The 26,364-nt window shown below is 69.9% G+C and carries 26 protein-coding genes and 1 tRNA gene; 14 read left to right on the top strand and 13 right to left on the bottom strand.

The window, feature by feature from the left end; genetic code table 11:
• Positions 1 to 49: 49 nt before the first annotated feature.
• From ACFUNE_RS17175 to pdhA, 3 genes are read right to left on the bottom strand one after another with little or no spacing between them, the layout of a single operon-like run.
• A complete protein-coding gene (locus tag ACFUNE_RS17175; protein ID WP_383567911.1) occupies positions 50 to 1,396 on the bottom strand; it encodes a dihydrolipoamide acetyltransferase family protein in 1,347 nt (448 codons plus the stop codon).
• Positions 1,396 to 2,427, bottom strand: coding sequence for an alpha-ketoacid dehydrogenase subunit beta (locus ACFUNE_RS17180; RefSeq protein WP_383567914.1), 1,032 nt, complete (start codon positions 2,425 to 2,427; stop codon positions 1,396 to 1,398). The genes ACFUNE_RS17175 and ACFUNE_RS17180 overlap by 1 nt, the downstream gene beginning before the upstream one ends.
• Positions 2,424 to 3,581: a pyruvate dehydrogenase (acetyl-transferring) E1 component subunit alpha gene (gene pdhA, locus ACFUNE_RS17185; RefSeq protein ID WP_383567917.1), complete on the bottom strand. Its 1,158-nt coding sequence runs from the start codon at positions 3,579 to 3,581 to the stop codon at positions 2,424 to 2,426. Before pdhA ends, ACFUNE_RS17180 begins: the two co-directional genes overlap by 4 nt.
• 226 nt (positions 3,582 to 3,807) lie before the next feature.
• Between pdhA and ACFUNE_RS17190 the strand changes: the two genes are divergently transcribed.
• Positions 3,808 to 4,314: an Lrp/AsnC family transcriptional regulator gene (locus ACFUNE_RS17190; protein ID WP_383568656.1), complete on the top strand. Its 507-nt coding sequence runs from the start codon at positions 3,808 to 3,810 to the stop codon at positions 4,312 to 4,314.
• Positions 4,315 to 4,330: 16 nt separating this feature from the next.
• Here the strand turns inward: ACFUNE_RS17190 and ACFUNE_RS17195 are convergent, their stop codons facing one another.
• Positions 4,331 to 4,921: a TetR/AcrR family transcriptional regulator gene (locus tag ACFUNE_RS17195; protein WP_383567920.1), complete on the bottom strand. Its 591-nt coding sequence runs from the start codon at positions 4,919 to 4,921 to the stop codon at positions 4,331 to 4,333.
• Between the two features lie 123 nt (positions 4,922 to 5,044).
• On the opposite strand from ACFUNE_RS17195, the gene paaN reads away from it, so the two are divergent.
• The gene (paaN, locus tag ACFUNE_RS17200) at positions 5,045 to 6,745 is read left to right on the top strand and encodes a phenylacetic acid degradation protein PaaN (RefSeq protein ID WP_383567923.1); all 1,701 of its coding nucleotides are present in this window, start codon (positions 5,045 to 5,047) and stop codon (positions 6,743 to 6,745) included.
• 61 nt (positions 6,746 to 6,806) lie between these two features.
• Here the strand turns inward: paaN and ACFUNE_RS17205 are convergent, their stop codons facing one another.
• Genes ACFUNE_RS17205 through ACFUNE_RS17215 form a run of 3 tightly spaced genes read right to left on the bottom strand, consistent with a single transcriptional unit; the run spans position 6,807 to position 9,717 of the window.
• Positions 6,807 to 7,517 carry a TrmH family RNA methyltransferase gene (locus tag ACFUNE_RS17205; protein WP_383567926.1) on the bottom strand — a complete coding sequence of 237 codons (711 nt, stop codon included), beginning with the start codon at positions 7,515 to 7,517 and terminating at the stop codon, positions 6,807 to 6,809.
• A complete protein-coding gene (locus ACFUNE_RS17210) occupies positions 7,514 to 8,785 on the bottom strand; it encodes an HTTM domain-containing protein (protein WP_383567929.1) in 1,272 nt (423 codons plus the stop codon). Before ACFUNE_RS17210 ends, ACFUNE_RS17205 begins: the two co-directional genes overlap by 4 nt.
• Positions 8,782 to 9,717 carry a DUF5819 family protein gene (locus tag ACFUNE_RS17215; RefSeq protein WP_383567932.1) on the bottom strand — a complete coding sequence of 312 codons (936 nt, stop codon included), beginning with the start codon at positions 9,715 to 9,717 and terminating at the stop codon, positions 8,782 to 8,784. The genes ACFUNE_RS17210 and ACFUNE_RS17215 overlap by 4 nt, the downstream gene beginning before the upstream one ends.
• 115 nt (positions 9,718 to 9,832) lie before the next feature.
• On the opposite strand from ACFUNE_RS17215, the gene paaA reads away from it, so the two are divergent.
• Genes paaA through ACFUNE_RS17240 form a run of 5 tightly spaced genes read left to right on the top strand, consistent with a single transcriptional unit; the run spans position 9,833 to position 13,402 of the window.
• Complete coding sequence (gene paaA / locus ACFUNE_RS17220; protein ID WP_383567935.1) at positions 9,833 to 10,861, top strand: 1,2-phenylacetyl-CoA epoxidase subunit PaaA; 1,029 nt, start codon at positions 9,833 to 9,835, stop codon at positions 10,859 to 10,861.
• Entirely contained in the window at positions 10,858 to 11,148 is a 291-nt protein-coding gene (gene paaB / locus ACFUNE_RS17225) for a 1,2-phenylacetyl-CoA epoxidase subunit PaaB (protein ID WP_069171673.1), read from the top strand. The genes paaA and paaB overlap by 4 nt, the downstream gene beginning before the upstream one ends.
• Positions 11,145 to 11,846, top strand: coding sequence for a 1,2-phenylacetyl-CoA epoxidase subunit PaaC (gene paaC, locus ACFUNE_RS17230; protein WP_383567939.1), 702 nt, complete (start codon positions 11,145 to 11,147; stop codon positions 11,844 to 11,846). The genes paaB and paaC overlap by 4 nt, the downstream gene beginning before the upstream one ends.
• Positions 11,843 to 12,340 carry a 1,2-phenylacetyl-CoA epoxidase subunit PaaD gene (gene paaD / locus ACFUNE_RS17235; protein ID WP_383568658.1) on the top strand — a complete coding sequence of 166 codons (498 nt, stop codon included), beginning with the start codon at positions 11,843 to 11,845 and terminating at the stop codon, positions 12,338 to 12,340. Before paaC ends, paaD begins: the two co-directional genes overlap by 4 nt.
• The gene (locus ACFUNE_RS17240; protein WP_383567942.1) at positions 12,341 to 13,402 is read left to right on the top strand and encodes a 2Fe-2S iron-sulfur cluster-binding protein; all 1,062 of its coding nucleotides are present in this window, start codon (positions 12,341 to 12,343) and stop codon (positions 13,400 to 13,402) included.
• Positions 13,403 to 13,754: 352 nt separating this feature from the next.
• Here the strand turns inward: ACFUNE_RS17240 and ACFUNE_RS17245 are convergent, their stop codons facing one another.
• The 4 genes from ACFUNE_RS17245 to ACFUNE_RS17260 all read right to left on the bottom strand — a co-directional run bounded on the left by ACFUNE_RS17245 (position 13,755) and on the right by ACFUNE_RS17260 (position 17,971).
• Positions 13,755 to 14,099, bottom strand: a complete 345-nt coding sequence (locus ACFUNE_RS17245) for a rhodanese-like domain-containing protein (protein WP_383567945.1) — start codon at positions 14,097 to 14,099, stop codon at positions 13,755 to 13,757.
• A gap of 45 nt (positions 14,100 to 14,144) precedes the next feature.
• Positions 14,145 to 15,146 carry a J domain-containing protein gene (locus ACFUNE_RS17250; protein ID WP_383567948.1) on the bottom strand — a complete coding sequence of 334 codons (1,002 nt, stop codon included), beginning with the start codon at positions 15,144 to 15,146 and terminating at the stop codon, positions 14,145 to 14,147.
• Positions 15,147 to 15,205: 59 nt separating this feature from the next.
• Positions 15,206 to 16,663 (bottom strand): DUF2252 domain-containing protein, encoded by a 1,458-nt coding sequence (locus ACFUNE_RS17255; protein ID WP_383567950.1) that lies wholly within the window; start codon positions 16,661 to 16,663, stop codon positions 15,206 to 15,208.
• Between the two features lie 228 nt (positions 16,664 to 16,891).
• Positions 16,892 to 17,971, bottom strand: a complete 1,080-nt coding sequence (locus ACFUNE_RS17260) for a hypothetical protein (protein WP_383567953.1) — start codon at positions 17,969 to 17,971, stop codon at positions 16,892 to 16,894.
• An 82-nt stretch (positions 17,972 to 18,053) separates the two neighbouring features.
• On the opposite strand from ACFUNE_RS17260, the gene ACFUNE_RS17265 reads away from it, so the two are divergent.
• Positions 18,054 to 18,506 carry a MarR family winged helix-turn-helix transcriptional regulator gene (locus ACFUNE_RS17265; RefSeq protein WP_383567956.1) on the top strand — a complete coding sequence of 151 codons (453 nt, stop codon included), beginning with the start codon at positions 18,054 to 18,056 and terminating at the stop codon, positions 18,504 to 18,506.
• A gap of 70 nt (positions 18,507 to 18,576) precedes the next feature.
• Here ACFUNE_RS17265 and ACFUNE_RS17270 read toward each other — a convergent pair whose 3' ends face one another.
• Positions 18,577 to 18,921, bottom strand: coding sequence for a winged helix-turn-helix transcriptional regulator (locus ACFUNE_RS17270; protein WP_383567958.1), 345 nt, complete (start codon positions 18,919 to 18,921; stop codon positions 18,577 to 18,579).
• A 155-nt stretch (positions 18,922 to 19,076) separates the two neighbouring features.
• Here ACFUNE_RS17270 and ACFUNE_RS17275 point away from each other — a divergent pair, with 155 nt between their 5' ends.
• A complete protein-coding gene (locus ACFUNE_RS17275) occupies positions 19,077 to 19,688 on the top strand; it encodes an FMN-dependent NADH-azoreductase (protein ID WP_383567961.1) in 612 nt (203 codons plus the stop codon).
• A 292-nt stretch (positions 19,689 to 19,980) separates the two neighbouring features.
• On the opposite strand, the gene ACFUNE_RS17280 is transcribed toward ACFUNE_RS17275, so the two are convergent.
• Positions 19,981 to 20,063 (bottom strand) — tRNA-Leu (locus tag ACFUNE_RS17280).
• A gap of 315 nt (positions 20,064 to 20,378) precedes the next feature.
• Here ACFUNE_RS17280 and ACFUNE_RS17285 point away from each other — a divergent pair.
• From ACFUNE_RS17285 to ACFUNE_RS17305, 5 genes are all read left to right on the top strand, one after another.
• A complete protein-coding gene (locus ACFUNE_RS17285; protein WP_383567964.1) occupies positions 20,379 to 21,236 on the top strand; it encodes an FhaA domain-containing protein in 858 nt (285 codons plus the stop codon).
• A gap of 10 nt (positions 21,237 to 21,246) precedes the next feature.
• Positions 21,247 to 21,762, top strand: coding sequence for an FHA domain-containing protein (locus tag ACFUNE_RS17290; protein WP_031090454.1), 516 nt, complete (start codon positions 21,247 to 21,249; stop codon positions 21,760 to 21,762).
• A gap of 129 nt (positions 21,763 to 21,891) precedes the next feature.
• Positions 21,892 to 23,388, top strand: a complete 1,497-nt coding sequence (locus ACFUNE_RS17295) for a Stp1/IreP family PP2C-type Ser/Thr phosphatase (protein WP_383567967.1) — start codon at positions 21,892 to 21,894, stop codon at positions 23,386 to 23,388.
• Between the two features lie 21 nt (positions 23,389 to 23,409).
• Entirely contained in the window at positions 23,410 to 24,810 is a 1,401-nt protein-coding gene (locus ACFUNE_RS17300) for an FtsW/RodA/SpoVE family cell cycle protein (RefSeq protein ID WP_383567970.1), read from the top strand.
• The gene (locus tag ACFUNE_RS17305; RefSeq protein ID WP_383567973.1) at positions 24,807 to 26,261 is read left to right on the top strand and encodes a peptidoglycan D,D-transpeptidase FtsI family protein; all 1,455 of its coding nucleotides are present in this window, start codon (positions 24,807 to 24,809) and stop codon (positions 26,259 to 26,261) included. Before ACFUNE_RS17300 ends, ACFUNE_RS17305 begins: the two co-directional genes overlap by 4 nt.
• Positions 26,262 to 26,364 lie beyond the last annotated feature (103 nt).

Genomic DNA, 26,364 nt, shown 5'->3' on the forward strand with positions numbered 1-26,364 from the left:
GACCGAACTCACAAGGAGCCCGGGCAGGGCCGCCCACGGGCCGGTACCGCTACAGCGTGCGCAGCAGCACCGCCGGCTGTTCCACGCAGTCCGCGACGTACCGCAGGAAGCCGCCCGCCGTGCCTCCGTCACAGACCCGGTGGTCGAAGGTGAGAGAGAGCTGCACGACCTGGCGGACCGCCAGCTCGCCCTCGTGCACCCAGGGCTTGGGCACGATGCGGCCGACGCCGAGCATGGCCGCCTCGGGGTGGTTGAGGATGGGCGTCGAACCGTCGACGCCGAACACGCCGTAGTTGTTCAGCGTGAACGTCCCTCCGGTGAGCTGCGCCGGGGTCAGCTTGCCGTCCCGGGCCGCTTCGGTCAGCCGGCTGATCTCCGCACCGATCGACTCCACGTTCCGCGTGTGCGCGTCCCGCACGACCGGAACGACCAGGCCACGCTCCGTCTGGGCGGCGAATCCCAGATGGACCCCGGACAGCCTCACGATCTCCCCGGCTTCCGTATCCACCGTCGAGTTGAGCTCGGGGAACCGTGCCAGGGCCGCTGTGCAGATGCGGGCCAGCAGAGCGAGCACCGAGACCTTGGGCCCAGCGGCGGGGCCACCGGCACCGTTCATGGCGGCCCGTGTCGCCATCAGCTCAGTGGCATCGGCGTCGACCCAGCACGTGGCGTCGGGAATCTCCCGCCGGCTCCGCGACAGCTTCTCGGCGACCGCCCCCCGGACCCCGCGCAGCGCAATGCGCTCGCCCGGTGTCTCCGGCCCCGGGCGGGCCGCCGGTTCCGTGCCGACGGCGCGGTCCTCGTCCACTGTCTTGATCGCGGACTCCACATCGGTACGCAGGATCAGCCCGTCACGCCCCGTACCGGCGACCTTCCGGAGATCGAGGCCGTGCTGCCGCGCCAGCTTGCGGACCAGAGGGGAGACGACAGCGACAGGGCCGAGCGGATCCGGTGAGGCCGTGGCCGTGCCTGCCGCCGGGACCGGGGATGCGGGTGTCGATGTGACCGGGGCCGAAGCCCGGTCGGGCCTGACCCTGCGCCTCCGGGCGGCCGGTGCCGCCGTCCCGTAGCCGACCAGCACGTTGCCCGAGGCCCCGCTCTCGGCACCGGCGGCCTCGACGGAGGACCCGAGCCCGGCCACCGGCTCCACCGACCCGACCGCCACCGTCAGCAGCGGTGCGCCGACCGGGAGTTCCGCGCCCTCCTCGCCGAATCGCGCGGTCACCACACCCCCGTAGGGGCAGGGGACCTCCACCATGGCCTTGGCCGTCTCGACCTCGACGACCGGCTGGTCGATGGCGACGACGTCGCCGACCTCCACCAGCCAGCGCACGATCTCTGCCTCGGTCAGGCCTTCACCCAGGTCCGGCAGCTTGAATTCGAGCACCTGCGCCATCAGCTCCCGGCCTCCCACTGAAGACGGGCGACCGCGTCGAGCACGCGGTCCACGCCCGGCAGATGGTGCCGCTCCTGCATCGGCGGCGGATAAGGAATGTCGAACCCGGCGACGCGTAGTACCGGCGCCTCCAGATGATGGAAGCACCGCTCGGTGACCCGCGCCGCGATCTCGCCGCCCGGGCCGCCGAAACCGGACGACTCGTGGACGACCACCGCCCGTCCCGTACGCCGGACCGACGCGGCGACGGTCTCGTCGTCGAAGGGCACCAGCGAGCGCAGGTCGACCACCTCGAGGTCCCACCCCTCGGCCGTGGCCGCCTCGGCGGCCTCCAGACACACCGGGAGGGACGGCCCGTAGGTGATCAGGGTCGCGCTCCGCCCGGGGCGCCGGACCACGGCCTTCCCGATCGGGTCGACCGGCGCGGGCGCGTCCGGCGACCAGTCGGCCTTGGACCAGTAGAGCCTCTTCGGTTCCAGGAAGACCACGGGATCGTCGGAGGCGATCGACTCCCTCAGCAGGCCGTACGCGTCCTCGACCGTGGCCGGCATGACGACGTGCAGGCCGGGGGTGGCCATGTAGTACGCCTCCGAGGAGTCGCTGTGGTGCTCCACGCCTCCGATCCCCCCGCCGTACGGCACCCGCACCGTGATCGGCAGCGGCATGGCACCCGCCGTCCGGTTCCGCATCTTGGCGACATGACTGATCAGCTGCTCGAACGCCGGATACGCGAAGGCGTCGAACTGCATCTCCACGACGGGCCGCAGGCCGTACATCGCCATGCCCACGGCCGCGCCGAGGATTCCCGCCTCGGCCAACGGGGTGTCCGTGCAGCGGTCGTCGCCGAACTCCTTCGCCAGGCCGTCGGTGACTCGGAAGACGCCGCCGAGTGTGCCCACGTCCTCACCGAGGACGTGCACCGTCGGATCGGCCGCCATCGAGTCGCGCAGCGCCCTCCCGAGGGCCTGTGCCATCGTGGCCGGCCTGGCCCTGACGGCCTGTACCCCGGCTGTCGCGGCGGCGGTGCTCATCGCCCCTCCTCCACGCCGTTCTCGTCGCCGTGCTCGGCGTCCAGCTCGCCCTGCAGCTGCGCGGCCTGCTCCCGCAGCTGTCCGGTCTGCTCCTCGTAGACGTGGGCGAACAGATCCATCGGGTCGAGCACCGGATCCGCGTTCATCTGCTCCCGCAGTCCCTCGGCCATCCGCTCCGCCGCCTCCCGCACCGTCCCGATGCCGTCCTCGTCCAGCAGCCCCCGCCCGGTCAGCTCCCGCTCGAGCAGCCGGATCGGGTCGTGCGCACGCCATGCCTCCACCTCGCTGTCGACGCGGTAGCGGGTGGCATCGTCGGCGTTCGTATGGGCTTCCATGCGGTACGTGACGGCCTCCACCAGCGTCGGGCCCTCGCCGCGCCTGGCACGCGCCACCGCCTCGCTCAGCACCTGGTGCACCGCGGCCGCGTCGTTGCCGTCGACCAGCCGGCCCGGCATCCCGTACCCCACAGCCTTGTGGGCGAGGGAGGGCGCCGCCGTCTGCTTGGCCAGCGGCACGGAGATCGCGAAGCCGTTGTTCTGCACGAGGAAGACGACCGGGGCGCGCCAGACGGCCGCGAAGTTCATCGCCTCGTGGAAATCGCCCTCGCTCGTCCCTCCGTCGCCGACCATCGCGAGCGCCACCACGTCGTCGCCCTTGAGGCGCGCCGCGTGCGCCAGCCCCACCGCGTGCGGCAACTGGGTGGCCAGCGGGGTGCACAGCGGCGCGATCCGGTGTGCGCGCGGGTCGTACCCGGTGTGCCGGTCCCCGCGCAGCAGCGTCAGCGCCTCGACCGGGTCCAGGCCACGCGCCACAGCGGCGAGGGTGTCGCGATAGCTGGGAAAGAGCCAGTCACGGTCCTCCAGCACCAGCGCCGCCGCGATCTCGCACGCCTCCTGGCCGGTGCTCGACGGGTACACCGCGAGCCGGCCCTGCTTGGTCAGCGCGGTGGCCTGCGCGTTGTACCGGCGGCCGCGCACCAGCTCGGCGTAGAGCCTCAGCAGCAGCTCGGGATCGGCGCCGGCCGCGGCGTCCGTACCGAGCACGCGGAACGGCTCGGGGTCCGGGAGCAGCGGCGCGGGATCGGTGAGCGGCTTCCAGGCCGGGGGCGGCGTGGGCCGATAGGCGGCTGCGCCGGGCAGCTCCTGGACCGTCATGACAAGCACCTCCTGGCATCGAGATATATCGAGGGATGTCGAAATCTGCAGGAATGTCGGGGCGTGAGCAGGTCAGCGGTGTGGGCCGCCTCACCTACCGATTGTTCGGTCGCGGGCGCAATTTGGCTACAGGCGCCTTCAGCCTGTGGACAAACGGTTCTCCACAGCCTGGGATAGGGACAGGTCGTCCACAACAGGGAGGCGCGGGCAGATGGCAGCTGAACAAATGGCCGACGGAGCCGGGGACCCGGGCCGCACGCCGCCCGCACGGCCGCTGGACTCCACGGACCGAGCCATTCTGCGCATCCTCCAGACGGACGGCCGCGCCTCGATACGGGCCGTCGCCGAACGCGTCCACGTCTCGCGGGCCAACGCGTACGCCCGTATCAACAGGCTCGTCGAGGACGGTGTGATCCGGGGCTTCAGCGCACGCGTGAACCACGAGCGCGCCGGGGAGGGCGCCTCCGCCTACATCACGCTCAAGATCGTTCAGAACTCCTGGCGGACCGTGCGGGAGCAGCTCCAGGCGCTCCCGGGCGCCACCCACATCGCGCTGGTCAGCGGCGACTTCGACGTCCTGCTCCTGGTGCACACCCCGGACAACCAGGCCCTGCGCGAGCTGGTCCTGACCAGGATCCAGGCCATACCAGAGGTGCTGTCGACCCGCACCCTGCTGGTGTTCGAGGAGACCGACCTGGGCCCGCGCGCCGACCGCCCGGCCGAGCTCGCCTAGGGCCTTCCGTCCCGGGTCAGCCGGCCCGCATGCCCTCGAAGGCGAGCTGGACGACCGTGTCGGCCAGCTGCTCGGCCTCCGCGGAGCCTCCCGGCTGCGGCCGGTACCACTCGACCAGCGAGTTCACCATGCCGAAGAGGAGCCGGGTGGCCAGGCGTATGTCCACGTCGGCACGCAGGTCACCCTCCGCCACCGCCGCCTTGAGGAGTTCGGAGACGCGCTGGTCGAACTCGCGCCGCCGCTCCAGCGCCCAGCGCTCCGTCGTCGTGTTGCCGCGCACGCGCAGCAGCAGGGTGACGTAGGGCAATTCGCTCAGCAGCACCTCGACGGTGCGTCGCGTGACGTACTCGACCCGGGCGATCGCCCGCCCCTGTATCGCCCCCGTCTCGTCGAGGATCCCGAAGAGTCCGTCGAGCGCACGGCTCACCGCACGGCGCAGGAGCTCCTCCTTGCCCGCCACGTGGTGGTAGATGGACGACTTGGAGATGCCCGCCGCCTTGGAGAGGTGCTCCATGGACGTGCCGTCGTAACCGCGCTCGTTGAAGACACGGACGGCAACGGTCAGGAGTGTCTCCGGGGTGTACGTGTCCCGCTTGGCCGTGGTCATGAACGCGATCCTCCCCCATGAGTTGTCCACAGGTCTCCCGGGCCCCCTTGTCCCGACCGATCGTTCGGTTACTCTAACTCCGTCCGCACATCCCTGCCCGGCTCGACGAGGAGTTGGTCCGTCATGGCCGCCGAGCTTTCCCCCGAGAAGCTGTCCGAGATCCACCGACCGACGCTCGACCAGGCCCTCGACGCGATCCGTACGCGCGCCTACTGGTCCCCGCACCCCGAGCACCCGAAGGCGTACGGCGAGGGAGGCCTCCCCGGCAGCCTCGGCGCCGCCGAGGGCAAGGCCGCGTTCGACGCCGTGCTCGGCACCCGGCTGGATCTCGGTCAGCCCGGTACCGACGGCTGGACCGGCGGCGAGGTATCGCCGTACGGGCCGGAGCTCGGCGTCGAGTATCCGCACGCCGACCCGGACATCCTGCTTCCCGCCATGAGCGCCGCCATGGGCTCCTGGCGTGCTGCGGGCCCCGAGACGAGGGCCCTGGTCTGTCTGGAGATCCTCGCCCGGATCGGCGCTCGTACGCACGAGCTGGCCCACGCCGTGATGCACACCAGCGGCCAGGCCTTCGTCATGGCCTTCCAGGCCGGCGGCCCGCACGCCCAGGACCGCGGCCTGGAGGCCGTGGCGTACGCGTTCGCGGAGCAGACGCGAACGCCTTCCGGCGTCGACTGGGCGAAGCCGCAGGGCAAGCGTGATCCGCTGCAGCTCCACAAGTCGTACACGGCGGCCGGACGCGGCATCTCCCTGCTGATCGGCTGCAACACCTTCCCCACCTGGAACGGCTACCCGGGTCTCTTCGCCTCGCTGGCCACAGGCAATCCCGTCCTGGTCAAGCCGCACCCACGCGCCGTGCTGCCGCTGGCGCTCACCGTCCAGCTGGCACGTGAGGCGCTCTCGGAGGCGGGCTTCGACCCGAACCTCGTCGCGCTCGCGGCCGAGCGGCCCGGCGAGGGCATTGCCAAGACCCTGGCGGTGCGGCCCGAGATCAAGATCATCGACTACACCGGCTCCACCGCCTTCGGCGACTGGCTGGAGACCAACGCCCGGCAGGCCCAGGTCTACACGGAGAAGGCCGGCGTCAACACGATCGTCCTCGACTCCACCGACGACTACCGGGGCATGCTGGCCAACCTGGCGTTCTCCCTCTCCCTCTACAGCGGCCAGATGTGCACCACCCCGCAGAACCTGCTCATCCCGCGCGACGGCATCAGCACCGACGCGGGCGCCAAGTCCTACGAGGACGTGGTGGCGGACATCGCCGGAGCGGTGACCGGACTCCTCGGGGACGACGCACGGGCCAACGGCCTGCTCGGCGCCCTGGTGAACGCCGACGTGCGGACCCGCCTGGAAGGGGCGGCCGCCCTGGGAGACGTCGCACTCGCCTCGCGTCCGGTCGTCAACCCGGACTTCCCCGACGCCGTGGTCCGCACGCCGGTGCTCGTGAAGCTCGACGGCACCAAGCCCGACGACGGGGCGGCCTACCTGTCGGAGTGCTTCGGTCCGGTCTCGTTCGCGGTCGCCGTCGACTCGACCGGTGACGCGCTGGACCTGCTGCGCCGCACGATCCGCGAGAAGGGTGCGATGACCGTCGGCGCCTACACCACCTCGCCCGAGGTGGAACGCGCGATCGAGGACGTCTGCCTCGACGAATCGGCCCAGCTCTCGCTGAACCTCACCGGAGGCGTCTACGTCAACCAGACGTCGGCCTTCTCGGACTTCCACGGCTCGGGAGGCAATCCGGCGGCCAACGCGGCGCTCTGCGACGGAGCCTTCGTGTCCAACCGCTTCCGGGTGGTGGAGGTCCGCCGCCAGGCCTGAGTGAGCACCCGGCCGGCGGCCTCACGGGGGCATCCGGTGGAGCGGGCATCCGCTCCACCGGTCACCCGTCGCGCGGATCCGGGACGTCCGCGTACCGCTGCACCCAGGCGTGCATGGCGATGGCGGCCGCCGCACCGGCGTTGATCGACCGCGTCGATCCGAACTGCGCGATCGAGCACACCATCGAAGCGCGCTCGCGAGCCTCCTCCGTCAGCCCCGGCCCCTCCTGCCCGAACAGCAGCACACACCGGCGCGGCAGCTCCGTCCGCTCCAACGGCACGGCCCCGGGCAGGTTGTCGATCCCGATGATCGGGAGCCCCTCGGCCGCCGCCCAGGCGGTCAGGTCCGCCGTGTCCGGGTGATGCCGCACATGCTGGTACCGGTCGGTGACCATCGCGCCCCGCCGGTTCCAGCGTCGCCGCCCCACGATGTGGATCTCCTTCGCGAGGAAGGCGTTGGCGGTGCGCACCACCGAGCCGATGTTGAAGTCGTGGCCCCAGTTCTCCACCGCCACGTGGAAGTCGTGCCGCCGCAGGTCGAGATCGGCGACGATCGCCTCCCTCGTCCAGTACCGGTAGGCGTCCCCCACATTGCGCCGGTCCCCCTGGGCGAGCAGCTCCGGGTCGTAGCGCTCTCCCTCGGGCCAGGGAAGCGGGTGCGGCCCGACGCCGATCACGGCGCCGTATCCGTCGTCGTACTGGATCGGTTCCGCGGACGGATCGGGCACCGCTGCCGCCTGGGGCTCTTCTGTACTGCCGGTCTCGCTGGTCACCCGACGAGCGTATGGCCACTGCCACCGGCGCCGCGCGGGGCCTCCTCGCCTTCCGGCTCCGGCCTGCGCTGCCCGGGCAGCCTGAGCCCGCCGGCCCCGCGGGAGAACAGCCTCCGACGCCCGCGCGTCACCCCGTTGCCCAACCACAGGAGGAAGACCGTCGGCAGGAAGACGGCGTCCGCGGAGATCATCGCCATGGAGAAGAAGGGCAGACCCAGCAGGACGGAGATGCCGGCGTGCTCACCGATCATGAGGACCAGCAGGACGTTCTTGACCCGCCGGTTGAACAGCGTGAAGGGGAAGGCGACCTGTGCGATGACAGTGATGTACGTCAGCACCATGACGGCCAGGGCGCTGGACGCGACGACGCCGGACAGCCCGGGCCACGGAGCGAAGTAGTCCAGCTTGAGCGGGTAGTAGATCGCGGTGCCGTCCTGCCAGCGGGATCCCTGGATCTTGTACCAGCCCGCCGTCGCGTAGATCAGGCAGACCTCGGCCATGATCACAGCGAGCGCGGCATTGTGGGCGAGGTTGGCCAGGACGTCGAGAAGGGTGCGCAGCTCATGGCCCGGCGCCTTACGGCTCAGGGCCCACCAGGCACCGTTGCCCAGCCACAGCACCCACATGAGGGACGGCAGCCACCAGGTACCGCCGAGCCCGCCCATGAGGGAGGCGGGCAGCAGGACACAGCCGAGCACCGCCCAGAGGGCCGGCCCCGCGATGTCACGGGCGGGTCCGCCTCCCTCCGCGAGATGCTCGGCGTCCCGAGCCGCGCGGCGCGCGTCCAGGGACCAGACCCGCGCGCAGCGCGTCAGCACCAGGTAGACCGCCATCAGGTGGATGACGTTGTCGCCACCGTCGCCCATGAAGATGCTGCGGTTCTGCAGAGAGAGCACCCCGGCCATGAACAGCACGGATGAGAACCGGGTGCGCCAGCCGATCAGCAGCAGCGCGGCCGACGCGAGCGTGAGCACGTACACGGTCTCGAACCAGAGAGTGCTGTCCGACCACATCAGGACGGTGAAGGAGCCGTTTCCGGTGATGAGCCGGCGCGCCATGTCCCAGCCCCACGGACCGTCGGGACCGTACAGCTCGTGGCGGTGGGGCAGCTCACGCAGCAGGAACAGCAGGTAGGTCGCGGAAACACCGATCCGTACGACGGCGCTCTGGTGGGCGCCGAGGGGCGAGGCGGTGACGCGCTGGATGGCGCGGGCGAGCGAGAGGCCGACGGCCGCGGCGCCCTCGCGGACCGGGACGGAGGAGCTCACCTCTCCGCCTTCCGGGCCTGTGACGCCTGATCGGCCGACCCCGGCAGGTCGGACGGGGTGACGGTCCACCACGGGAGCTCCCGGTATTCCGGCTTCGTACTGATCTTCTCGTCGCTCCACGGCGGGGCCCCGACGGAGCGCACCACTGAGCGCACCTGGATGCGCTCGACCGTCCCGCCGTAGCCGTGCTCGTCGAGGCGCAGCATGACGATGCGGCGGATGTAGCGCTCGGACAGTTCGCCGCGCAGACCGTTGGGACGGCTTTCGCTGTCGTGGGACCCGGTGTAGAAGTCCCAGGCCCGGCGCAGCTCGTTCTGGTCGACGTGGCTGGGGAGGAGGTTGCCGCGTATCGCCTCACCGTCATCACGCGAGAGGTTCATCCAAGGCGTGATGCGGCTGCCGTCGGCGCCGTTGTCCGCCACGTCGGCCCGTACGTGCACGGAGATGTTCTGCTGGAGCGGATTGGGGGCGAACAGCTTCCAGTTCTGCTCGAACTCGGGGTAGACCCAGCGGTCGACCGCCTCGCCGTGCTGCTTCGTCAGGGTGTTGGACGGCGCTACGTGCAGAAAGACCATGGCCACGTGTGTGCAGGCCAGCACCGCCATGACGGACAGTGCGAACGCCGCGACGACCTGGTACGGAAGCGAGAGCGCGGCCATACCGGCGCCCGGCCGCCGCCCGGCGGGCACGGATGCCGGGCCGGGTACGGGTGCGGGGCCCTGGCCGGGCTCAGGCTCAGGTGCGGAGGCGGGCGCGGAGGCGGTGTCCGGTGACGGCACCGTGGCGACCGGGCCCCGGGCATCGCCCGATCCGGCCTCAGGTATCCCGGCTGATGCGGCCTCCGCGTCCTGGTCCGACAGCGGGCGGTTCGTCACGCCGGGCCAGGAGAGCTTCTTCTCGTTTCCGGTGCGCCCACCGTGGTCCGCATCCATCCCGCCCCGATCACCGTCGATCACCACTCAGTTATCCACAGGGTTGACACCCTACGGGCCTCCGACCCACCATTGAAGTCGATGAACCGAACGATCGGTCGGTAGGGAGCCCGGGATGGCGGCAGTGACTGCGGACCAGACGACGCAGGAGACGGCAAGCACGGCGGACGCAGCGGACGCGGAGCGCTTGGCGGCTTTCGACGCCGCGGTGGCGGCGGACGACCGGATCGAGCCACGCGACTGGATGCCCGAGGCGTACCGGGCATCACTGGTCCGCCAGATGGCCCAGCACGCCCACTCCGAAATCATCGGCATGCAGCCCGAGGCGAACTGGATCTCACGCGCCCCCTCACTGCGCCGCAAGGCGATCCTCATGGCGAAGGTCCAGGACGAGGCGGGTCACGGCCTCTACCTGTACAGCGCGGCGGAGACGCTGGGCACCAGCCGCGAGGAGCTGCTCGACAAGCTGCACGCCGGCCGGCAGCGCTACTCATCGATCTTCAACTACCCCACGCTGACCTGGGCGGACGTCGGCGCGATCGGTTGGCTGGTGGACGGCGCCGCGATCACCAACCAGGTGCCGCTCTGCCGCTGCTCCTACGGCCCCTACGCCCGGGCCATGGTCCGGATCTGCAAGGAGGAGTCCTTCCACCAGCGCCAGGGGTACGAGCTGCTGCTCGCCCTCAGCCGAGGCACCCCCGCCCAGCACGAAATGGCGCAGGACGCGGTGAATCGCTGGTGGTGGCCGTCCCTGATGATGTTCGGTCCGCCCGACGACTCCTCGGCACACTCCGAGCAGTCGATGGCCTGGAAGATCAAACGGCACTCCAACGACGAGCTGCGCCGCCGGTTCGTCGACATCTGCGTCCCTCAGGCGCAGGCTCTGGGGCTCACCCTCCCCGACCCCGACATCCGGTGGAACGAGGAGCTCGGCCAGCACGACTACGGAGCGATCGACTGGACGGAGTTCCAGGAGGTCCTCAAGGGCAACGGCCCCTGCAACGAACAACGGCTCAGCCAGCGGCGCACGGCCCACGAAGAAGGCGCCTGGGTGCGCGACGCGGCAGCAGCGTACGCAGACAAGCACGCGGCACGACCCGGCCCGACCGGAGCGGCCGTCCAGCCCGTGGAGGCGACCGCATGAGCAGCTCGACCGACTGGCCCCTGTGGGAGGTGTTCGTGCGCTCGCGGCGCGGACTGTCCCACACCCACGCGGGCAGCCTGCACGCACCGGACGCCGAGATGGCTCTGCGCAACGCCCGCGATCTGTACACACGCCGCTCGGAAGGCGTCTCCCTCTGGGTGGTCCCCTCGACAGCGATCACCGCGTCATCGCCCGACGAGAAGGACTCCTTCTTCGAGCCCGCCGGGGACAAGCCGTACCGCCACCCGACGTTCTACGAGATCCCGGAAGGGGTGAAGCACCTGTGACCGCGGCCCTGGCTCTCGGCGACGACGCACTGGTGCTCTCGCACCGCCTGGGGGAGTGGGCGGGCCACGCCCCGGTCCTGGAGGAGGAAGTCGCCCTCGCCAACATCGCGCTGGATCTGCTGGGGCAGGCCAGGTTGCTGCTCTCCTTCGTGGGCGACGAGGACCAGCTGGCCTTCCTCCGCGAGGAGCGGGCCTTCCGCAACGTCCAGCTCGTGGAGCAGCCGAACGGCGACTTCGCCCACACCATCGCCCGGCAGCTCTACTTCTCCGTCTACCAGCACCTGCTGTACGAGGAGCTCGCCGCCGGTGACGGCGAATTCACGGATCTCGCGGCCAAGGCCGTCAAGGAGGTCGCCTACCACCGCGACCACGCGGAGCAATGGGTCCTGCGGCTGGGCGACGGCACCGCAGAGAGCCACGGGCGCATGCAGGCCGCCCTGGACGCGCTGTGGCGGTTCACCGGCGAGCTGTTCGAGCCCGTCGAGGGGGTCGACGCCGACTTCCACGCCCTGCGCGACGGATGGCTCGCCGCCGTGTCCTCCGTGGTGGAGCGTGCCACTCTGGCTCTCCCCTCGGGGCCGCAGTCCGGAGCGTGGGCGGCCGGCGCGGGCCGACAGGGCCTGCACACGGAGCCGTTCGGGCGGCTGCTCGCCGAGATGCAGCATCTGCACCGCAGCCACCCGGGGGCGTCATGGTGACCACCGAGACCCCGCTGGAGGCGGAGCTCCACCGGATTGCGGGCTCCGTGCCCGATCCTGAACTCCCGGTCCTGACCCTGGACGAACTCGGCGTGGTCCGTGGTGTGCGGGTGGACGGGCCGGACAAGGTCACCGTGCGGCTCACCCCGACGTACACGGGCTGCCCTGCCATCGAGACCATGTCCCACGACATCGAGCGTGTGCTGCACGAACACGGGGTCGTGGAGGTGTCCGTGGTCACGGTCCTCGCCCCGGCCTGGTCGACGGACGACATCAGCGACGAAGGCCGCAGGAAGCTCGCGGAGTTCGGCATAGCACCGCCGCGGCCCGGGAGCGCGCCGGGCGGACCGGTACCCCTGACTCTGTCCGTCCGCTGTCCGCACTGCGGCTCCACGGACACGGAGCTGCTGAGCCGCTTCTCCTCCACGGCGTGCAAGGCACTGCGCCGCTGTGTGGCGTGCCGCGAACCGTTCGATCACTTCAAGGAGTTGTAGATGTTCCATCCGCTCCGGGTCAGCGCGATCGAACGGATCACGGACGATGCGGTGGCCGTCACCTTCGCCGTGCCGCCGGAACTGCGTGAGACCTTCCGGCACACGCCCGGACAACACCTGAACGTGCGCTACCGGGTCGCCGGCGAGGAGATCCGGCGGTCCTACTCGATCTGCGCGCCTGCCACCGAGCAGCCGGGCGACCCCTTGCTGCGTGTGGGCATCCGCATGGTCGACGGGGGCGCGTTCTCGACGTACGCCCTCAAGGAGCTGGCGGTCGGGGACCGGGTCGAGGCGATGGCCCCGATGGGCCGTTTCCTCCTCGATCCGCGCCCGGGCCACTTCGCCGCGATCGTCGGCGGCAGTGGCATCACACCGGTGCTGTCCATGGCGGCGACGCTGTTGGCGCGGGAGCCGCTCGCGCGCTTCTGTCTGATCCGCAGCGACCGCACCGCCGCCTCGACGATGTTCCTCGACGAGGTGGCGGACCTCAAGGACCGCTATCCGGACCGCTTCCAGCTGGTGACCGCCCTGTCCCGGGAGGAACAGGCTGCCGGTCTGCCCTCGGGCCGGCTGGACCGCGAGCGGCTCACCGTGCTGCTGCCCGCGCTGCTGTCGGTGCCCGATGTGGACGGCTGGTTCCTGTGCGGGCCTCTCGGCCTGGTCCGAGGGGCGGAAGGCGCGCTCCGCGCCCTCGGCGCCGACCGGTCACGCATCCACCAGGAGATCTTCCACGTCGCCGACGAGGGGACGGCTCTACCGACAGCCGCCCGGGTCGCCGCGCCGTCGGAGAGCACCCTCACGGCGACGCTCGACGGACGATCGGGCAGCTGGCCTGTCCAGAACGGCGAATCACTGCTGGACACGGTGCTGCGGAGCCGCTCGGACGCTCCGTATGCCTGCAAGGGGGGAGTGTGCGGGACCTGCCGTGCCTTCCTGGTCACGGGCGAAGTTCGGATGGACCGCAATTTCGCACTGGAACCCGAGGAGACCGAAGCCGGCTTCGTTCTGGCCTGCCAGTCGCACCCCGTAACTCCGGAGGTCGAAGTCGACTTCGACCGCTGACAGCCCGCTCGAGGCCCACCCGGGAGACCGCTCGACCGCACAGCGGTCAGCGGTCAGCGGTCAGCGGTCAGCGGTCAGCGGTCAGCGGATGGTCTCCGGCCGAGCCCGTGCGACGTAGTACGCCGCGCCCCACCTGCCCGGGTGTGGTGTACGCGCAGCGCGCCTACGCCACACCCGGGGCGACCTCGGAGGCGGCCTGGGGCCGCCGCGGTCAAGGAGCACCGACCCGACTGTCGCGGCGACGGGTCGGCACCAGCAGGCCTCGGCAGCCCGCCCGCCGGCGGAGGCGGGGAGGGCGGTGAAATGGCTGATGGCGGATTGGTCGAAACGACGGAGCCTGCCGGGGAAACCGTCAGAGCACGAAGGCCGGGCTTCCGTTGTCCGCGACCATCGGGCGCCCGGCGCCGTCCCACGCCTGCATACCGCCGTCGATGTTCACCGCGTCGATGCCCTGCTGCACCAGGTACTGGGTGACCTGGGCGGACCGGCCTCCGACCCGGCACATCACGTGCACGCGCCGACCGTCGTCCGCCGCCTCGGTCAGCTCGCCGAAGCGGCCCACGAAGTCACTCATGGGAATGTGCAGCGCACCCTCGACATGCCCGGCCGCCCACTCGTCGTCCTCCCGGACGTCCAGCACGAAGCCGTCCGACGGAACCGCCGCGGCGTCCACCGAGGGCAGCTGAGCGAAATTCATGGGGATGCCTTCTCTCGTACGTACGCGCCAGAGTCATCCGGAACGCTACTGCACCAGCCCTGCAAGCTCGTCCTCCCGCTGGGCCACATCGGCCAGCAGCTTCTCGCCGATGTCGTCCAGCAACCGGTCGGGGTCGTCCGGCGCCATGCGCAGCATCGAGCCGATCGCGCTCTCCTCCAGCTCCTGGGCCAGAACCGTCAGCAGCTCCTTACGACGGCTGAGCCATTCCAGCCGCGCGTAGAGCTCCTCGCTCTCGCTCAGACGCAGCTCCGGCGTCACGGGCCCCGCCGCCCACTCGGCGGCCAACTCCTTGAGCAATGCCACGTCCCCGCGTCCGTACGCCGCGTTGACCCGGGCGATGAACTCGTCCCGCCGTGTCCGCTCCGTCTCGTCCGGTGCCAGGTCCGGGTGGGCCTGACGGGCCAGCTCCCGGTAGAGCTTGCGCGCCTCCTCGCCGGGCCTGACCCGCTTCGGCGGCCTGACCGGCTGCTCGGTGAGCATGGCCGAGGCCTCCGGCGAGAGACCGTCCGAGTCCATCCAGTCGTGGAAGAGCTCGTCGACGCCGGGCATCGGCATGACGATCGCACGCGCCTCCTGGGCCTTGCGCAGATCCTCCGGATCACCGGATTTCGCGGCCCGCGCCTCCGCGATCCGGGCATCGAGCTCGTCCAGGCGTGCGTACATCGGACCGAGCTTCTGGTGGTGCAGCCGGGAGAAGTTCTCCACCTCGACCCGGAAGGTCTCCACCGCGATCTCGAACTCGATCAGCGCCTGCTCGGCCACCCGGACGGCCCTGGCGAGCCGCTCCTCGGGCCGAGGAGCACCGGTCTCACCCGCCACGCCGTCGCCCGCCTCACCGCCCGTGGACCCTGCCGGATCACCCTCCGCGCCGCCGGTGGCGGGGCCCGCCGGCGGCGTGTCGTCCGGATCCGCCGGCACGTCGCTCCGCGGCTCGTCCTGAGCACGCTGCGGCGCGTCCTGCCGGTCCTGGTCCTGCCGGTCTTCGTCGTTCCGGGTGGTCGGCACCCCGGCGGCTTCGTGGGTCACCCGTCCAGCGTATGGCCACCGCCCGTACCTCGAGGACACACGGTGGCGCCACGGCCCGCTCAGACACCGAGCTCCGCGGCTATTCGCCCGGACCGGACGGCCCTGACGAGCTCGGCGTGGTCCGCCTCCGTCCGGTTCGCGTACGTCACGGCGAACTCGGCCACCGCCGCGTCCAGCTCGGTGTTCTTCCCGCAGTAGCCCGCCAGCAGCCGGGGATCGGCGCTGTGGGCGTGCGCCCTGGCCAGCAGCGCCCCGGTCATCCGCCCGTAGTCGTCCACCAGGTCCGCCGCCAGGGCGGCAGGATCCACACTGCCCTTGCGATTCCTGAACTGTCGTACCTGATAGGGCCTGCCGTCCACCTCGGCCCAGCCGAGCAATATGTCGCTGACCACCTGCATCCGCTTCTGGCCGAGCACCACGCGTCGTCCCTCGTGCACCACGTCCGGCACCTCGAAGCCGGCCTGCGGGAGAAAGGGGGTGAGCGCGGACGGCCGGGCCTCCTTCACCTGCAGGACCAGCGGCTCTCCACGGTGATCGAGCAGCAGCACCACGTAGGACCGGGTTCCCACACTTCCCGTGCCGACCACCCGGAACGCCACATCGTGGATCGCATAGCGGGCCAGTAGCGGAACCCTGTCCTCCGAGAGCGTTCCGAGGTACCCCCCGAGCCCTGCCGCGACGGCCGCGGCCTCCGCGTCCGGCACACGGCGCAGCACGGGCGGCGCGTCGACGAAGCGGCGCCCGCCGTCCTCGCACTCCTCCGTGGACCTCGCGGCGAAGCGGGCACTCGTGTTGTTGCGCGCCTTGGCGGAGACCCGCTCCAGGGTCCCCAGCAGGTCCCGCGCGTCCGTGTGGGAGACGAGCTCCTCGTCCGCGATGGCGTTCCACGCGTCGAGTGCGGGCAACCCGGCCAGCAGCCGCATCGTTCGCCGGTACGCGCCCACCGTGTCGTAAGCGCCCCGGCGGCAGGTGTCCTCGTCCGCCCCCGCCTCCCGGCCCGCGAGCACCAGCGACGTGGCGAGCCGCTTGAGATCCCACTCCCACGGCCCGAACGCGGTCTCGTCGAAGTCGTTGAGATCGATGACCAGGTTGCCGCGGGCATCGCCGTACAGCCCGAAGTTGGCCGCGTGCGCGTCGCCGCAGAGCTGGGCGCCGACCCCCGTGACCGGAGTTCCCATCAGGTCATGTGCCATGAGGCCCGCCGAGCCGCGCAGGAACGCGAACGGTGTCGCAGCCATCCGTCCCACCCGTATGGGCGTCAGACCGGGGACCCGCCCCTGGTTCGATTCCTCGACCGCCTGCAACGCGTCCGGCCTTCCGGCGGGCAGGACCAGGGAACTGTGCGCGGACCGGGGCACCTTGAGCCTCAGCGCCTTGCCGGCCGCCTTCGGGGACACCGCCCCCGCTCCGGCAGGCCGCACCCCTCCGGCCACACGCCGCGCGAAACCGGGAACGACGGGGATGCGCCCGCCTCCCGCAGCCCTCTGTGCCGGCACCGTCGCCTCGACTTCGCCCATGGAGCGCCGCCTCCCCCGCTCGTCAGCCGTTCCGCCCGGTCAACATCAACTGCGGGCGACGGTACAGCCGGTCCGTGACGACCGTCTTCCCCTGTGGACAACTTGGGAGCCGCTCTGTGGACAACGTCGTCGGCAGGCACATCCCTCACCGCCAGCGGGTACGCCACCCCATCACGCACCCCCCAACCGCACCCCGCAAGCCCCCGCAGTCCCGGGCACCTCGCCGGGTCACACCCCGACGGCCTCTTCCATCTCTTCCTCGGCACCGGCCGTAGTCCGCGCGGCCGCCGCCTCACGGGCGCGGGCCCGCTCCGCGACCTCACGGCGTCGCCTCGCCTCGGCCGCACCCGCCACCGCCATGACGACCAGGCCTGCCACGAACCACAGCGCCAGCACCAGCAGGTGACCGCCCAGCGCATGCCCGCCGAAGTACACGTGGCTGCGGACGCCCTCGACGAAGCCGGCGCCGTTCCAGAACGAGTGCAGGGATCCGAAGAAGCCGGGCTGGAGCTCAGGCCGGAAGATCCCGCCGGAACTCGTGAAGTTGAGCATGACGAAGAGCAGCATCACGCCGAGCGTGGTCCACCGCTTGAGGAAGGTGTGCAGCCCGACCCCGACCAGCAGGATCCCCGCCGAGTAGAGCCATGCCATCCCCCAGAGCCCGCCGAGCCCGTGGTCCACCAGGCCGAACACAGGTCCGGCGAAGGCGGCGCCTACAAGGCTGACCACGAAGGAGGTACCGAGGGCGAGCACGGCCCTGATCCGCAGGGCGAGAACCGCACCCGCGCCGCCGATCACCGCGACCGACGCGTACGACCCGATGCTCACCGCCACCAGCAGGAAGAAGGTCCCCTGTCCGGTCGGGTCCCCGTGCGCCGTGGGCGACACGTCCGTCACCTGGAGAGGTGAGCCCTGCTCGGCGGCGACCTCGGTGAAGACCTTCTGCACCACGGTCGCGCTGGTGTCCGACGATGCGGTGGCCACCATCAGTCGGGGGCTGTCCCCCGGCACGTAGGCGCCGTAGCTCTGCTGCGTCCGCAGGTGGTTCACCGCTGTGCCGCGGTCGGCTACGGTACGCACACTCAATGCGCCGTCGCCCTTGTCCTGCAGGGTCTGCGCAAGCACCTGCGCGCTTGCTCCCGAGCCCACGACGTCCACTCTCAGGTCGTGCGGCTCCGGGGCGTGAAAGGCCCCCAGATAAGCAAGCCCCATGCCGATACACATCAGCAGCGGCGTGACGAGATGACTGAGTACATGACGCAGCGCACCGGCGTTCGAGCCGGGAGCGGAGCTCGGACCTGCGGACATTCGGCCACTCCTCCAATAGTTGGCTTTTACAACCCTTACACTCGTTGTAGCATACAACTAAAATCTCGAGAAGGTGATTCATGTGGCAGACACCACCAGGGGCCGCGAGGATTCGCTGGATGTCATCCAGCGCGAGCTGACCGCTTTCGCTCGCCGCGCACGCTCAACCGCGGCACGGCTCCACCCGGACCTGCCTCTGGTCTCGTACACGCTGCTCGCCCACATCGACCACCGGCACGGCTGCCGTGCGACGGATCTGGCAGCGCACTACATGCTGGACAAGTCGACAGTCAGCCGACAGGTCGCGGCGCTGGAGAAGCTCGGCCTGGTCGAGCGCCACCCGGACCCGGACGACCAGCGCATCCAGGTGCTGCATCCCACCGTCGCCGGCACCGAGGCCCTCGCCTCGACACAGGCCAGCCGCCGCGCCGCCTACCGCGAACGACTCGGCGCCTGGACGTCGGACGATCTCGAGCAGTTCGCGGAGTACTTGCTGCGCTACAACGCAGCGGGCGAAGACACCCCGCCCCGGTAGACAACCCCACACCGCATTTCCGGCGCCACACCGGAGACCCACACGCGTCGGCGGCACACCCGGTGGGCGGTCAGCAGCCCCCCGGCTCCGTCAGATACGTATCCGCCCACTGCCCCAGCTCCTTGAGCGCGGGCCCCATGGCGGCACCGGCCTCCGTCAACCGGTACGCGACCCTCAGCGGTGGCCCTTCATCGACCTCGCGCACCACAAGGCCGGCCGCACCCAGCTCGGACAGTCGGTCCGACAGCATGCGCTCGCTGATGCCAGGAATCGCCCGGCGCAGATCGGCGAAGTGCACCGGCTGCTGCATCAGCACCGAGACGATCGGCCCCGTCCAGCGCTTCCCGAACAGCCCGAAGACGCGAGTGATGCCCACATCCACCCGCCGACAGGCCTGTTCGCTGTGATCCGCCATGCCCCCAGCGTACTGCGCCGCAGTGAGGGGCTTATTAAAAGTAAGGGACTGTGTTATCAATAGGTACGTACAGAAAAACCATGCGCTCTTGCGCCTCTGTGGCACCACCCGCGGGACCTCAGAGAGCCGACCACTCGATTCCTACGGAGATCCCCATGGCTACGCTCCTCCACCTCGACTCCGCCGTCTTCCCTCAGGGCTCCACGTCTCGCGAGGTCACAGCCGCCTTCGTCGCAGCCTGGCGCGAGCAGCACCCCGACGGTGAGGTCGTGTACCGCGACCTCGCCGCCGACCCACTGCCCCACCTGGATGCCTCTGCTGTGGCCGCAGGCGCCGCAGACACGCTGCGGGGCGAACTGGCCGCAGAACTGACCGCTGCGGACGCCGTACTCATCGGCGCTCCGATGTACAACTTCTCCATCCCGTCCACGCTCAAGGCATGGCTGGACCAAGTGATCATCGTGGGCCACAACGCGGGAGCCGACGGGCCCGTCGCCGGGACCCCCGTCACCGTTGTGGCCAGTCGCGGAGGTTCATACGCCCCCGGCACCCCGCGCGAGGACTTCGAGTTCGTCCAGAACTACCTGGAGAAGGTGCTGACGGGCATGCTCGGCGCTGAAGTCGACTTCATCGTGCCGGAGTTGACGCTGGCCCACTCGAAGCCCGAGATGGCCGACCTCATCCCCCTCGCCGACGCGTCCCGCGACCAGGCGTTCACTGCCGCCACAGAGAAGGCCAAGGCCCTCGCTGCGCGCCTCGCCGCCTGACACGCCACCACGGGCGGCCGCACGAGCCGCCTTCGGTGCGGATGCGACGTTTCACGTGAAACAGCACCCCTCTTCGGCCTCAGTGCGTGCTTCGTCACAGAGCACGCCAGGCCGTCGTGGGTCGGCCGAGACGGCCCGGAAGGACTCTCGCGAGGCGGCCGCAGGCGACCCGGGCCAAAGGCCCGCACCGGCAACCCGGAGAGATACGCACAACGAAGAACCCCCGCACCGAATCTCTTCGGTGCGGGGGTTCTGTCGAACCAACCCGGCAGTCGCAAGCGACTACCCGTTGTGCGCGAGGGGGGATTTGAACCCCCACGTCCCTAAGGACACTGGCACCTGAAGCCAGCGCGTCTGCCGTTCCGCCACTCGCGCAAGAGTGGTGTTTTCAGGCTCTCCCACTGTTCGGTGCGAGCGCCTGGCGACAAACGAAAGATTAGCACGCTGGGCAGGGTGGATTCGCATCTGTTGTTTCACCGGACCCACGAGGGGAAGCGGGAACGCGGGAAGCTCGGCCCCACTCCTCCAGAGTGCGCCCGGAGTGCGGGACACTGTCAGGAGGGCACCTCTACGATCCGTGTGAGAGGTGACACTCATCCACTGTGCAGACAAGGGGAACCAGCCGATTTCCCGACGCGTGGATACGATCAGTAAGCAGTACAGGGATGACGACACCGGAGGAGGTGCCCCATGGGAGTCATGAAGCGTTTCGAGCAGCGTCTCGAAGGTCTGGTCAATGGCACCTTCGCCAAGGTCTTCAAGTCCGAGGTGCAGCCGGTCGAGATCGCGGGAGCCCTCCAGCGCGAGTGCGACAACAACGCGACGATCTGGAACCGCGAGCGGACTGTCGTACCCAACGACTTCATCGTCGAGCTCAGCACCCCGGACTACGAGCGGCTCAGCCCGTACTCCGGACAGCTCGGCGACGAGCTGGCCGGCCTCGTACGTGACTACGCCAAGCAGCAGCGGTACACCTTCATGGGACCGATCAAGGTCCACCTGGAGAAGGCGGACGACCTGGACACGGGTCTCTACCGCGTGCGCAGCCGGACCTTGGCGTCGAGTTCGTCACAGCAGGGCCAGCAGAGCGGCCCCGCTCCCCAAGCCCAGCCGAACCGCCCCTCCGCCCCCCAGGGGCAGGGCGGCTACGGCTACCCACCGGCCTCCGCCCCGCCCATGCCCCCGGCCCCGCCGGGCGCCGGGCGCTCCGGAGGCCCATCCAGCGACTGGCGCCCGCCGGCCGCGTCCGGCTCCGCGCCGGACGCACAGGTACGGCGCTGGATCGAGATCAACGGCACCCGCCATCAGATCTCCCGCCCGACGTTGGTGATGGGACGAAGCACCGACGCCGACGTGCGGATCGACGACCCCGGCGTATCCCGCCGGCACTGTGAGATCCGGACCGGAACGCCCTCGACGATCCAGGATCTCGGGTCCACCAACGGCATCGTGGTGGACGGGCAGCACACCACCCGCGCTACGCTCCGCGACGGCTCGCGGATCGTCGTGGGCAGCACCACCATCGTTTACCGGCAAGCCGAAGGGTGAAGCGGGGGCAATGTCAGAGCTGACCCTGACGGTCATGCGGCTAGGTTTCCTGGCTGTTCTGTGGCTATTCGTAATCGTGGCCGTTCAGGTCATTCGCAGCGACCTGTTCGGTACGCGCGTCACGCAGCGCGGCTCACGCCGCACTGCGGGTGACGCCCGTCCCCAGCAGGGCCGCCAACAGCAAGCAGCGCCGCCTCAGCAGCGCCAGCAGTCCGGGCGCCAGCGCCGCGGGGCACCCACCAAGCTGGTCGTCTCCGAAGGCACGCTGACCGGCACCACGGTCGCGCTCCAGGGCCAGACCATCACCCTGGGCCGGGCGCACGATTCAACGATCGTGCTGGACGACGACTACGCGTCCAGCAGGCATGCCAGGATCTACCCGGACCGTGACGGCCAGTGGATCGTCGAGGATCTCGGGTCCACCAACGGCACCTATCTCGACCGGACCCGGCTCACCACCCCGACACCTGTTCCGCTGGGCGCGCCGATCCGCATCGGCAAGACCGTCATCGAGCTGCGGAAGTAGTACGACAATGAGCGAGCGGAGCGAGCGAGCCGGGGCGGTCCGGACGACGGACGCTGCCCGGCTCCCGACCGGAGGGTGGGCAGTGTGGCTCGAGACCGGCTGTACCCCGAGCCGACGGGCGAGGTGCGCATGAGCTTGTCTCTGCGCTTCGCCGCCGGATCGCACAAGGGCATGATCCGGGAAGGGAACGAGGACTCCGGTTACGCCGGGCCCCGTCTTCTCGCCATCGCCGACGGCATGGGCGGCCAGGCGGCCGGAGAGGTCGCCAGCTCCGAGGTGATCTCCACACTCGTCCAGCTCGACGACGACGTGCCGGGCTCCGACATCCTCACCGCGCTCGGCACGGCGGTCCAACGGGCCAATGACCAGCTGCGCGTCATGGTCGAGGAGGACCCCCAGCTGGAGGGCATGGGCACGACGCTCACCGCCCTGCTCTGGACCGGTCAGCGCCTCGGCCTCGTCCACGTGGGCGACTCCCGTGCGTACCTCCTGCGCGACGGCGTCCTGACGCAGATCACCCAGGACCACACCTGGGTGCAGCGTCTCGTCGACGAGGGCAGGATCACCGAGGAGGAAGCCACCACCCATCCGCAGCGCTCCCTGCTGATGCGGGCCCTGGGAAGTGGCGACCATGTGGAGCCCGATCTCTCCGTCCGGGAGGTCCGCGCCGGTGACCGCTACCTGATCTGCTCGGACGGGCTCTCCGGCGTCGTCTCCCATCAGACGATGGAGGAGACCTTGGCCAGCTACCAGGGCCCGCAGGAGACCATCCAGGACCTCATCCAGCTCGCCCTGCGCGGCGGCGGTCCCGACAACATCACCTGCATCGTCGCCGACGTCCTGGACGTCGACAGCAACGACACCCTGGCCGGGCAGCTCAACGACACCCCGGTCATCGTCGGTGCGGTCGCCGAGAACCAGGCGGCCCAGGCGAACGACGGCAGGGGCATGGAGACGCCGGCCGGCCGCGCGGCCGGCCTCGGCCGCCCGGTCCCGCCGCCCGCCGGAGGCTTCGGTCCTCCCGGCAGCGGCAACGACATGGGGTACGGCTCAGGTCCGGACGGCGCTTTCGACGCGTACACCGACGACGACTTCGTGAAGCCGCGGGGCCGCCGCAGGTGGCTGAAGCGTTCGTTCTACATCGTGCTGGCGCTGGCCGTCATCGGCGGTGGCGTCTACGGCGGCTACCGCTGGACCCAGACCCAGTTCTACGTGGGCGCGCAGGACGACAACGTCGCGCTGTACCGCGGAATCAGCCAGGACCTCGCCTGGGTGTCCCTCTCGAAGGTCGAAGAGGACACCAAGATCGAACTGAAGTACCTCCCGCCGTACTGGCGCAAGAAGGTCGAAGCGACGATCTCCCAGGGCAGCCTCGCCGACGCACACAAGAAGCTCGGCGAGCTCGAAGTGCAGGCCTCCGCCTGCAAGAAGGACGCCCAGCGCCGCGCGGCCGAGGCGGACAGCAACGCCGCCAAGGACAAGGCCGACACCAATGCCGCCAAGGACCAGGGCGACAGCACTTCCGCCACTTCTCCCGCCAAGGGGACCAAGACCGCGACTCCCACTCCCGGCCCCAGCCTCTCGGAGGAAGAGAAGAAGCTGGCCCTGCAGTGCGGTAAGCAGTAAGCCGTAGGGGGCCTTCAGCACATGAGCGTTGTCACCAACACGACCACCATCGGCGCGATCGACGCGCCTAGCCGCCGTAACACCGAACTGGTTCTGGTCGCCTTCGCCGTCCTGATCTCGGTGTTCGCGTACGCCAACGTGGGCCTCGCCCTCCACGGCGAACTGCCCGCAGGCATGCTCGGCTACGGCCTGGGCCTCGCGCTGCTCGGCGGTGTGGCACATCTCGCGGTACGGAGATTCGCCCCGTACGCGGACCCGCTGCTCCTGCCTCTGGCAACGCTGCTGAACGGGCTGGGCCTGGCCTTCATCTGGCGCCTGGACCAGTCGGAGCGGTTCCAGGCCACCGACGACTTCGTGGCCGCGGCCTCCAAGCAGCTGATGTTCTCGGCCGTGGGCGTGGCCCTGCTGGTCGGCGTCCTGATCGCCCTCAAGGACCACCGCATTCTGCAGCGCTACACCTACATCTCCATGCTGGTGGCGCTGGTCCTGCTGATCCTTCCCATGTTCTTCCCGGCGGTGAACGGCGCCAAGATCTGGATCAAGATTCCCGGCGTCGGCACGATCCAGCCCGGAGAGTTCGCGAAGATCATCATCGCGGTGTTCTTCGCCGGCTATCTGATGGTGAAGCGCGACGCCCTCGCCCTGGCCAGCCGGCGCTTCATGGGGCTCTATCTGCCCCGCGGGCGTGACCTGGGCCCCATCCTCATGGTCTGGGCCTTCTCGATCCTGATCCTGGTCTTCGAGACCGACCTCGGATCCTCGCTCCTGTTCTTCGGCATGTTCGTCGTCATGCTGTACGTCGCCACCGAGCGCACCAGCTGGATCGTCTTCGGCCTGCTGATGTCGGGGGCCGGCGCGGTCGGTGTGGCCACCTTCGAGCCGCACGTCCAGGACCGTGTCACCGCCTGGCTCGATCCCTTCGCGGGATGGGGAAAGCTGGCCGCCAGCGAGCAGATGGCCAAGTCCCTGATGGCCTTCGGCTCCGGAGGCACGCTCGGCACCGGCCTCGGCCAGGGCAACTCCGACCTGATCGGCTTCGCCGCCAACTCCGACTTCATCCTCGCCACCGTCGGTGAGGAGCTCGGACTGGCCGGAATGATGGCGGTCCTGCTCGTCTACGGCCTGGTCGTCGAGCGCGGCGTCCGTACGGCGCTGGCCGCCCGGGACCCGTTCGGGAAGCTCCTCGCCATCGGGCTCTCCGGCTCCTTCGCCATCCAGGTCTTCGTCGTCGCCGGCGGTGTCATGGGGCTCATCCCGCTGACGGGTATGACCATGCCCTTCCTCGCGGCCGGTGGTTCGTCCGTCATCGCGAACTGGGCACTCATCGGGATCCTGATCAGGATCAGCGACACGGCACGCCGTCCCGCCCCGGCCCCCGCACCGTCCCCGGACGCCGAAATGACCCAGGTGGTCCGACCGTGAACAAGCCGCTCCGCAGGATCGCTATCTTCTGCGGCGTACTCGTCCTGGCCCTGTTGGTCCGCACCAACTACATCCAGTACGTCCGCGCCGACGAACTCAACTCGAGCGAGCACAACCGCCGCGTCCAGATCGAGCGCTACGCCCACGAGCGCGGCAACATCATCGTGGACGGCGAACCCGTCACCGGCTCCGTCGAGACCGAGGACAGCGACTTCACGTACAAGCGCGTGTGGAAGAACGGCCCCATGTGGTCGCCCGTCACCGGCTACTCCTCGCAGGCCTTCGACTCCTCGCAGCTGGAGAACCTCGAGGACGGCATCCTCACCGGCAACAGCGACCAGCTGTTCTTCGACCGCACCCTGTCGATGTTCACCGGTGAGAAGAAGACCGGCGGCAACATCGTCACCACGCTCAACGGTGCCGCCCAGAAGGCCGCCTTCGAGGGACTCGGCAGCAAGAAGGGCGCGGTCGCCGCGCTCGACCCGCAGACCGGCGCCGTCCTCGCGCTGGCCAGCACGCCGTCGTACGACCCCTCGGTCTTCGCCGGCAACTCCATGAAGGACTCCGACGCCCGGCAGAAGCTGCTGGACGACAAGGACAAGCCGATGCTGAACCGGGCCCTGCGGGAGACCTACCCGCCCGGCTCGACGTTCAAGGTCGTCACGGCGTCCGCGGCGCTGGAGAACGGCCTCTACACGGACATCGACGCGAAGACGGACTCCCCGCTGCCCTGGCGGCTCCCGCAGTCGTCCAACCTGCTGCAGAACGAGGGCAGCATCCCCTGCAAGGACGCCTCGCTGCGGGTGGCGCTGCGCTACTCCTGCAACACCGTCTTCGGCAAGATGAGCGACGACCTCGGCAACGAGAAGATGATCGAGCAGGCCGACAAGTTCGGCTTCAACAAGGAAGTCTTCACCCCTGTCCGGGCCGACGCCAGCGTCTACCCGGAGGACAACAAGCCGCAGAACGCCATGGCGGGCATCGGCCAGGCCTCCAACCGCGCCACACCGCTCCAGATGGCCATGGTGGCGTCCGCGATCGCCAACGACGGCAAGCTCATGCAGCCGTACATGGTCGCGCAGCGCCAGGCCCCCAACCTCGACGTCATCTACACCCACGAGAAGGAGCAGCTCAGCGAGCCGCTCTCGGCGGAGAACGCCCAGAAGGTGCAGCAGATGATGGAGACCGTGGTCAGTGAGGGCACGGGAACCAACGCCCAGATCGACGGCGTCACTGTCGGAGGCAAGACCGGCACCGCCCAGCACGGCCTCAACAACAGCGAGAAGCCGTACGCGTGGTTCATCTCGTACGCCAAGACCGACAGCGGGTCCCCCGTCGCCGTGGCCGTGGTCGTCGAGGACGGCAACGCCAACCGGGACGACATCTCCGGTGGCGGCCTGGCAGCACCGATCGCCAAGAACGTGATGAAGGCGGTACTCGACGGAAAGTAGTGACACCCGTCACAAGTTCTGTCCACACCGGCACATTGGGATACCGGTCGGATATCAGCTGACGGGTGCGGGCCGATCACGCTGTGGGTGCCCGGTAGCGTAG

The organism is Streptomyces sp. NPDC057287, from assembly GCF_042667905.1.
GTDB lineage: Bacteria > Actinomycetota > Actinomycetes > Streptomycetales > Streptomycetaceae > Streptomyces.

What these genes read in the sequence shown, in the direction of transcription:
- ACFUNE_RS17175 (WP_383567911.1), bottom strand. Translation starts at nt 1,396, where the DNA reads ATGGCGCAGGTGCTCGAATTCAAGCTGCCGGACCTGGGTGAAGGCCTG.
- ACFUNE_RS17180 (WP_383567914.1), bottom strand. Translation starts at nt 2,427, where the DNA reads ATGAGCACCGCCGCCGCGACAGCCGGGGTACAGGCCGTCAGGGCCAGG.
- pdhA (WP_383567917.1), bottom strand. Translation starts at nt 3,581, where the DNA reads ATGACGGTCCAGGAGCTGCCCGGCGCAGCCGCCTATCGGCCCACGCCG.
- ACFUNE_RS17190 (WP_383568656.1), top strand. Translation starts at nt 3,808, where the DNA reads ATGGCCGACGGAGCCGGGGACCCGGGCCGCACGCCGCCCGCACGGCCG.
- ACFUNE_RS17195 (WP_383567920.1), bottom strand. Translation starts at nt 4,921, where the DNA reads ATGACCACGGCCAAGCGGGACACGTACACCCCGGAGACACTCCTGACC.
- paaN (WP_383567923.1), top strand. Translation starts at nt 5,045, where the DNA reads ATGGCCGCCGAGCTTTCCCCCGAGAAGCTGTCCGAGATCCACCGACCG.
- ACFUNE_RS17215 (WP_383567932.1), bottom strand. Translation starts at nt 9,717, where the DNA reads ATGGATGCGGACCACGGTGGGCGCACCGGAAACGAGAAGAAGCTCTCC.
- paaA (WP_383567935.1), top strand. Translation starts at nt 9,833, where the DNA reads ATGGCGGCAGTGACTGCGGACCAGACGACGCAGGAGACGGCAAGCACG.
- paaB (WP_069171673.1), top strand. Translation starts at nt 10,858, where the DNA reads ATGAGCAGCTCGACCGACTGGCCCCTGTGGGAGGTGTTCGTGCGCTCG.
- ACFUNE_RS17240 (WP_383567942.1), top strand. Translation starts at nt 12,341, where the DNA reads ATGTTCCATCCGCTCCGGGTCAGCGCGATCGAACGGATCACGGACGAT.
- ACFUNE_RS17245 (WP_383567945.1), bottom strand. Translation starts at nt 14,099, where the DNA reads ATGAATTTCGCTCAGCTGCCCTCGGTGGACGCCGCGGCGGTTCCGTCG.
- ACFUNE_RS17255 (WP_383567950.1), bottom strand. Translation starts at nt 16,663, where the DNA reads ATGGGCGAAGTCGAGGCGACGGTGCCGGCACAGAGGGCTGCGGGAGGC.
- ACFUNE_RS17260 (WP_383567953.1), bottom strand. Translation starts at nt 17,971, where the DNA reads ATGTCCGCAGGTCCGAGCTCCGCTCCCGGCTCGAACGCCGGTGCGCTG.
- ACFUNE_RS17270 (WP_383567958.1), bottom strand. Translation starts at nt 18,921, where the DNA reads ATGGCGGATCACAGCGAACAGGCCTGTCGGCGGGTGGATGTGGGCATC.
- ACFUNE_RS17275 (WP_383567961.1), top strand. Translation starts at nt 19,077, where the DNA reads ATGGCTACGCTCCTCCACCTCGACTCCGCCGTCTTCCCTCAGGGCTCC.
- ACFUNE_RS17285 (WP_383567964.1), top strand. Translation starts at nt 20,379, where the DNA reads ATGGGAGTCATGAAGCGTTTCGAGCAGCGTCTCGAAGGTCTGGTCAAT.
- ACFUNE_RS17290 (WP_031090454.1), top strand. Translation starts at nt 21,247, where the DNA reads ATGTCAGAGCTGACCCTGACGGTCATGCGGCTAGGTTTCCTGGCTGTT.
- ACFUNE_RS17295 (WP_383567967.1), top strand. Translation starts at nt 21,892, where the DNA reads ATGAGCTTGTCTCTGCGCTTCGCCGCCGGATCGCACAAGGGCATGATC.
- ACFUNE_RS17300 (WP_383567970.1), top strand. Translation starts at nt 23,410, where the DNA reads ATGAGCGTTGTCACCAACACGACCACCATCGGCGCGATCGACGCGCCT.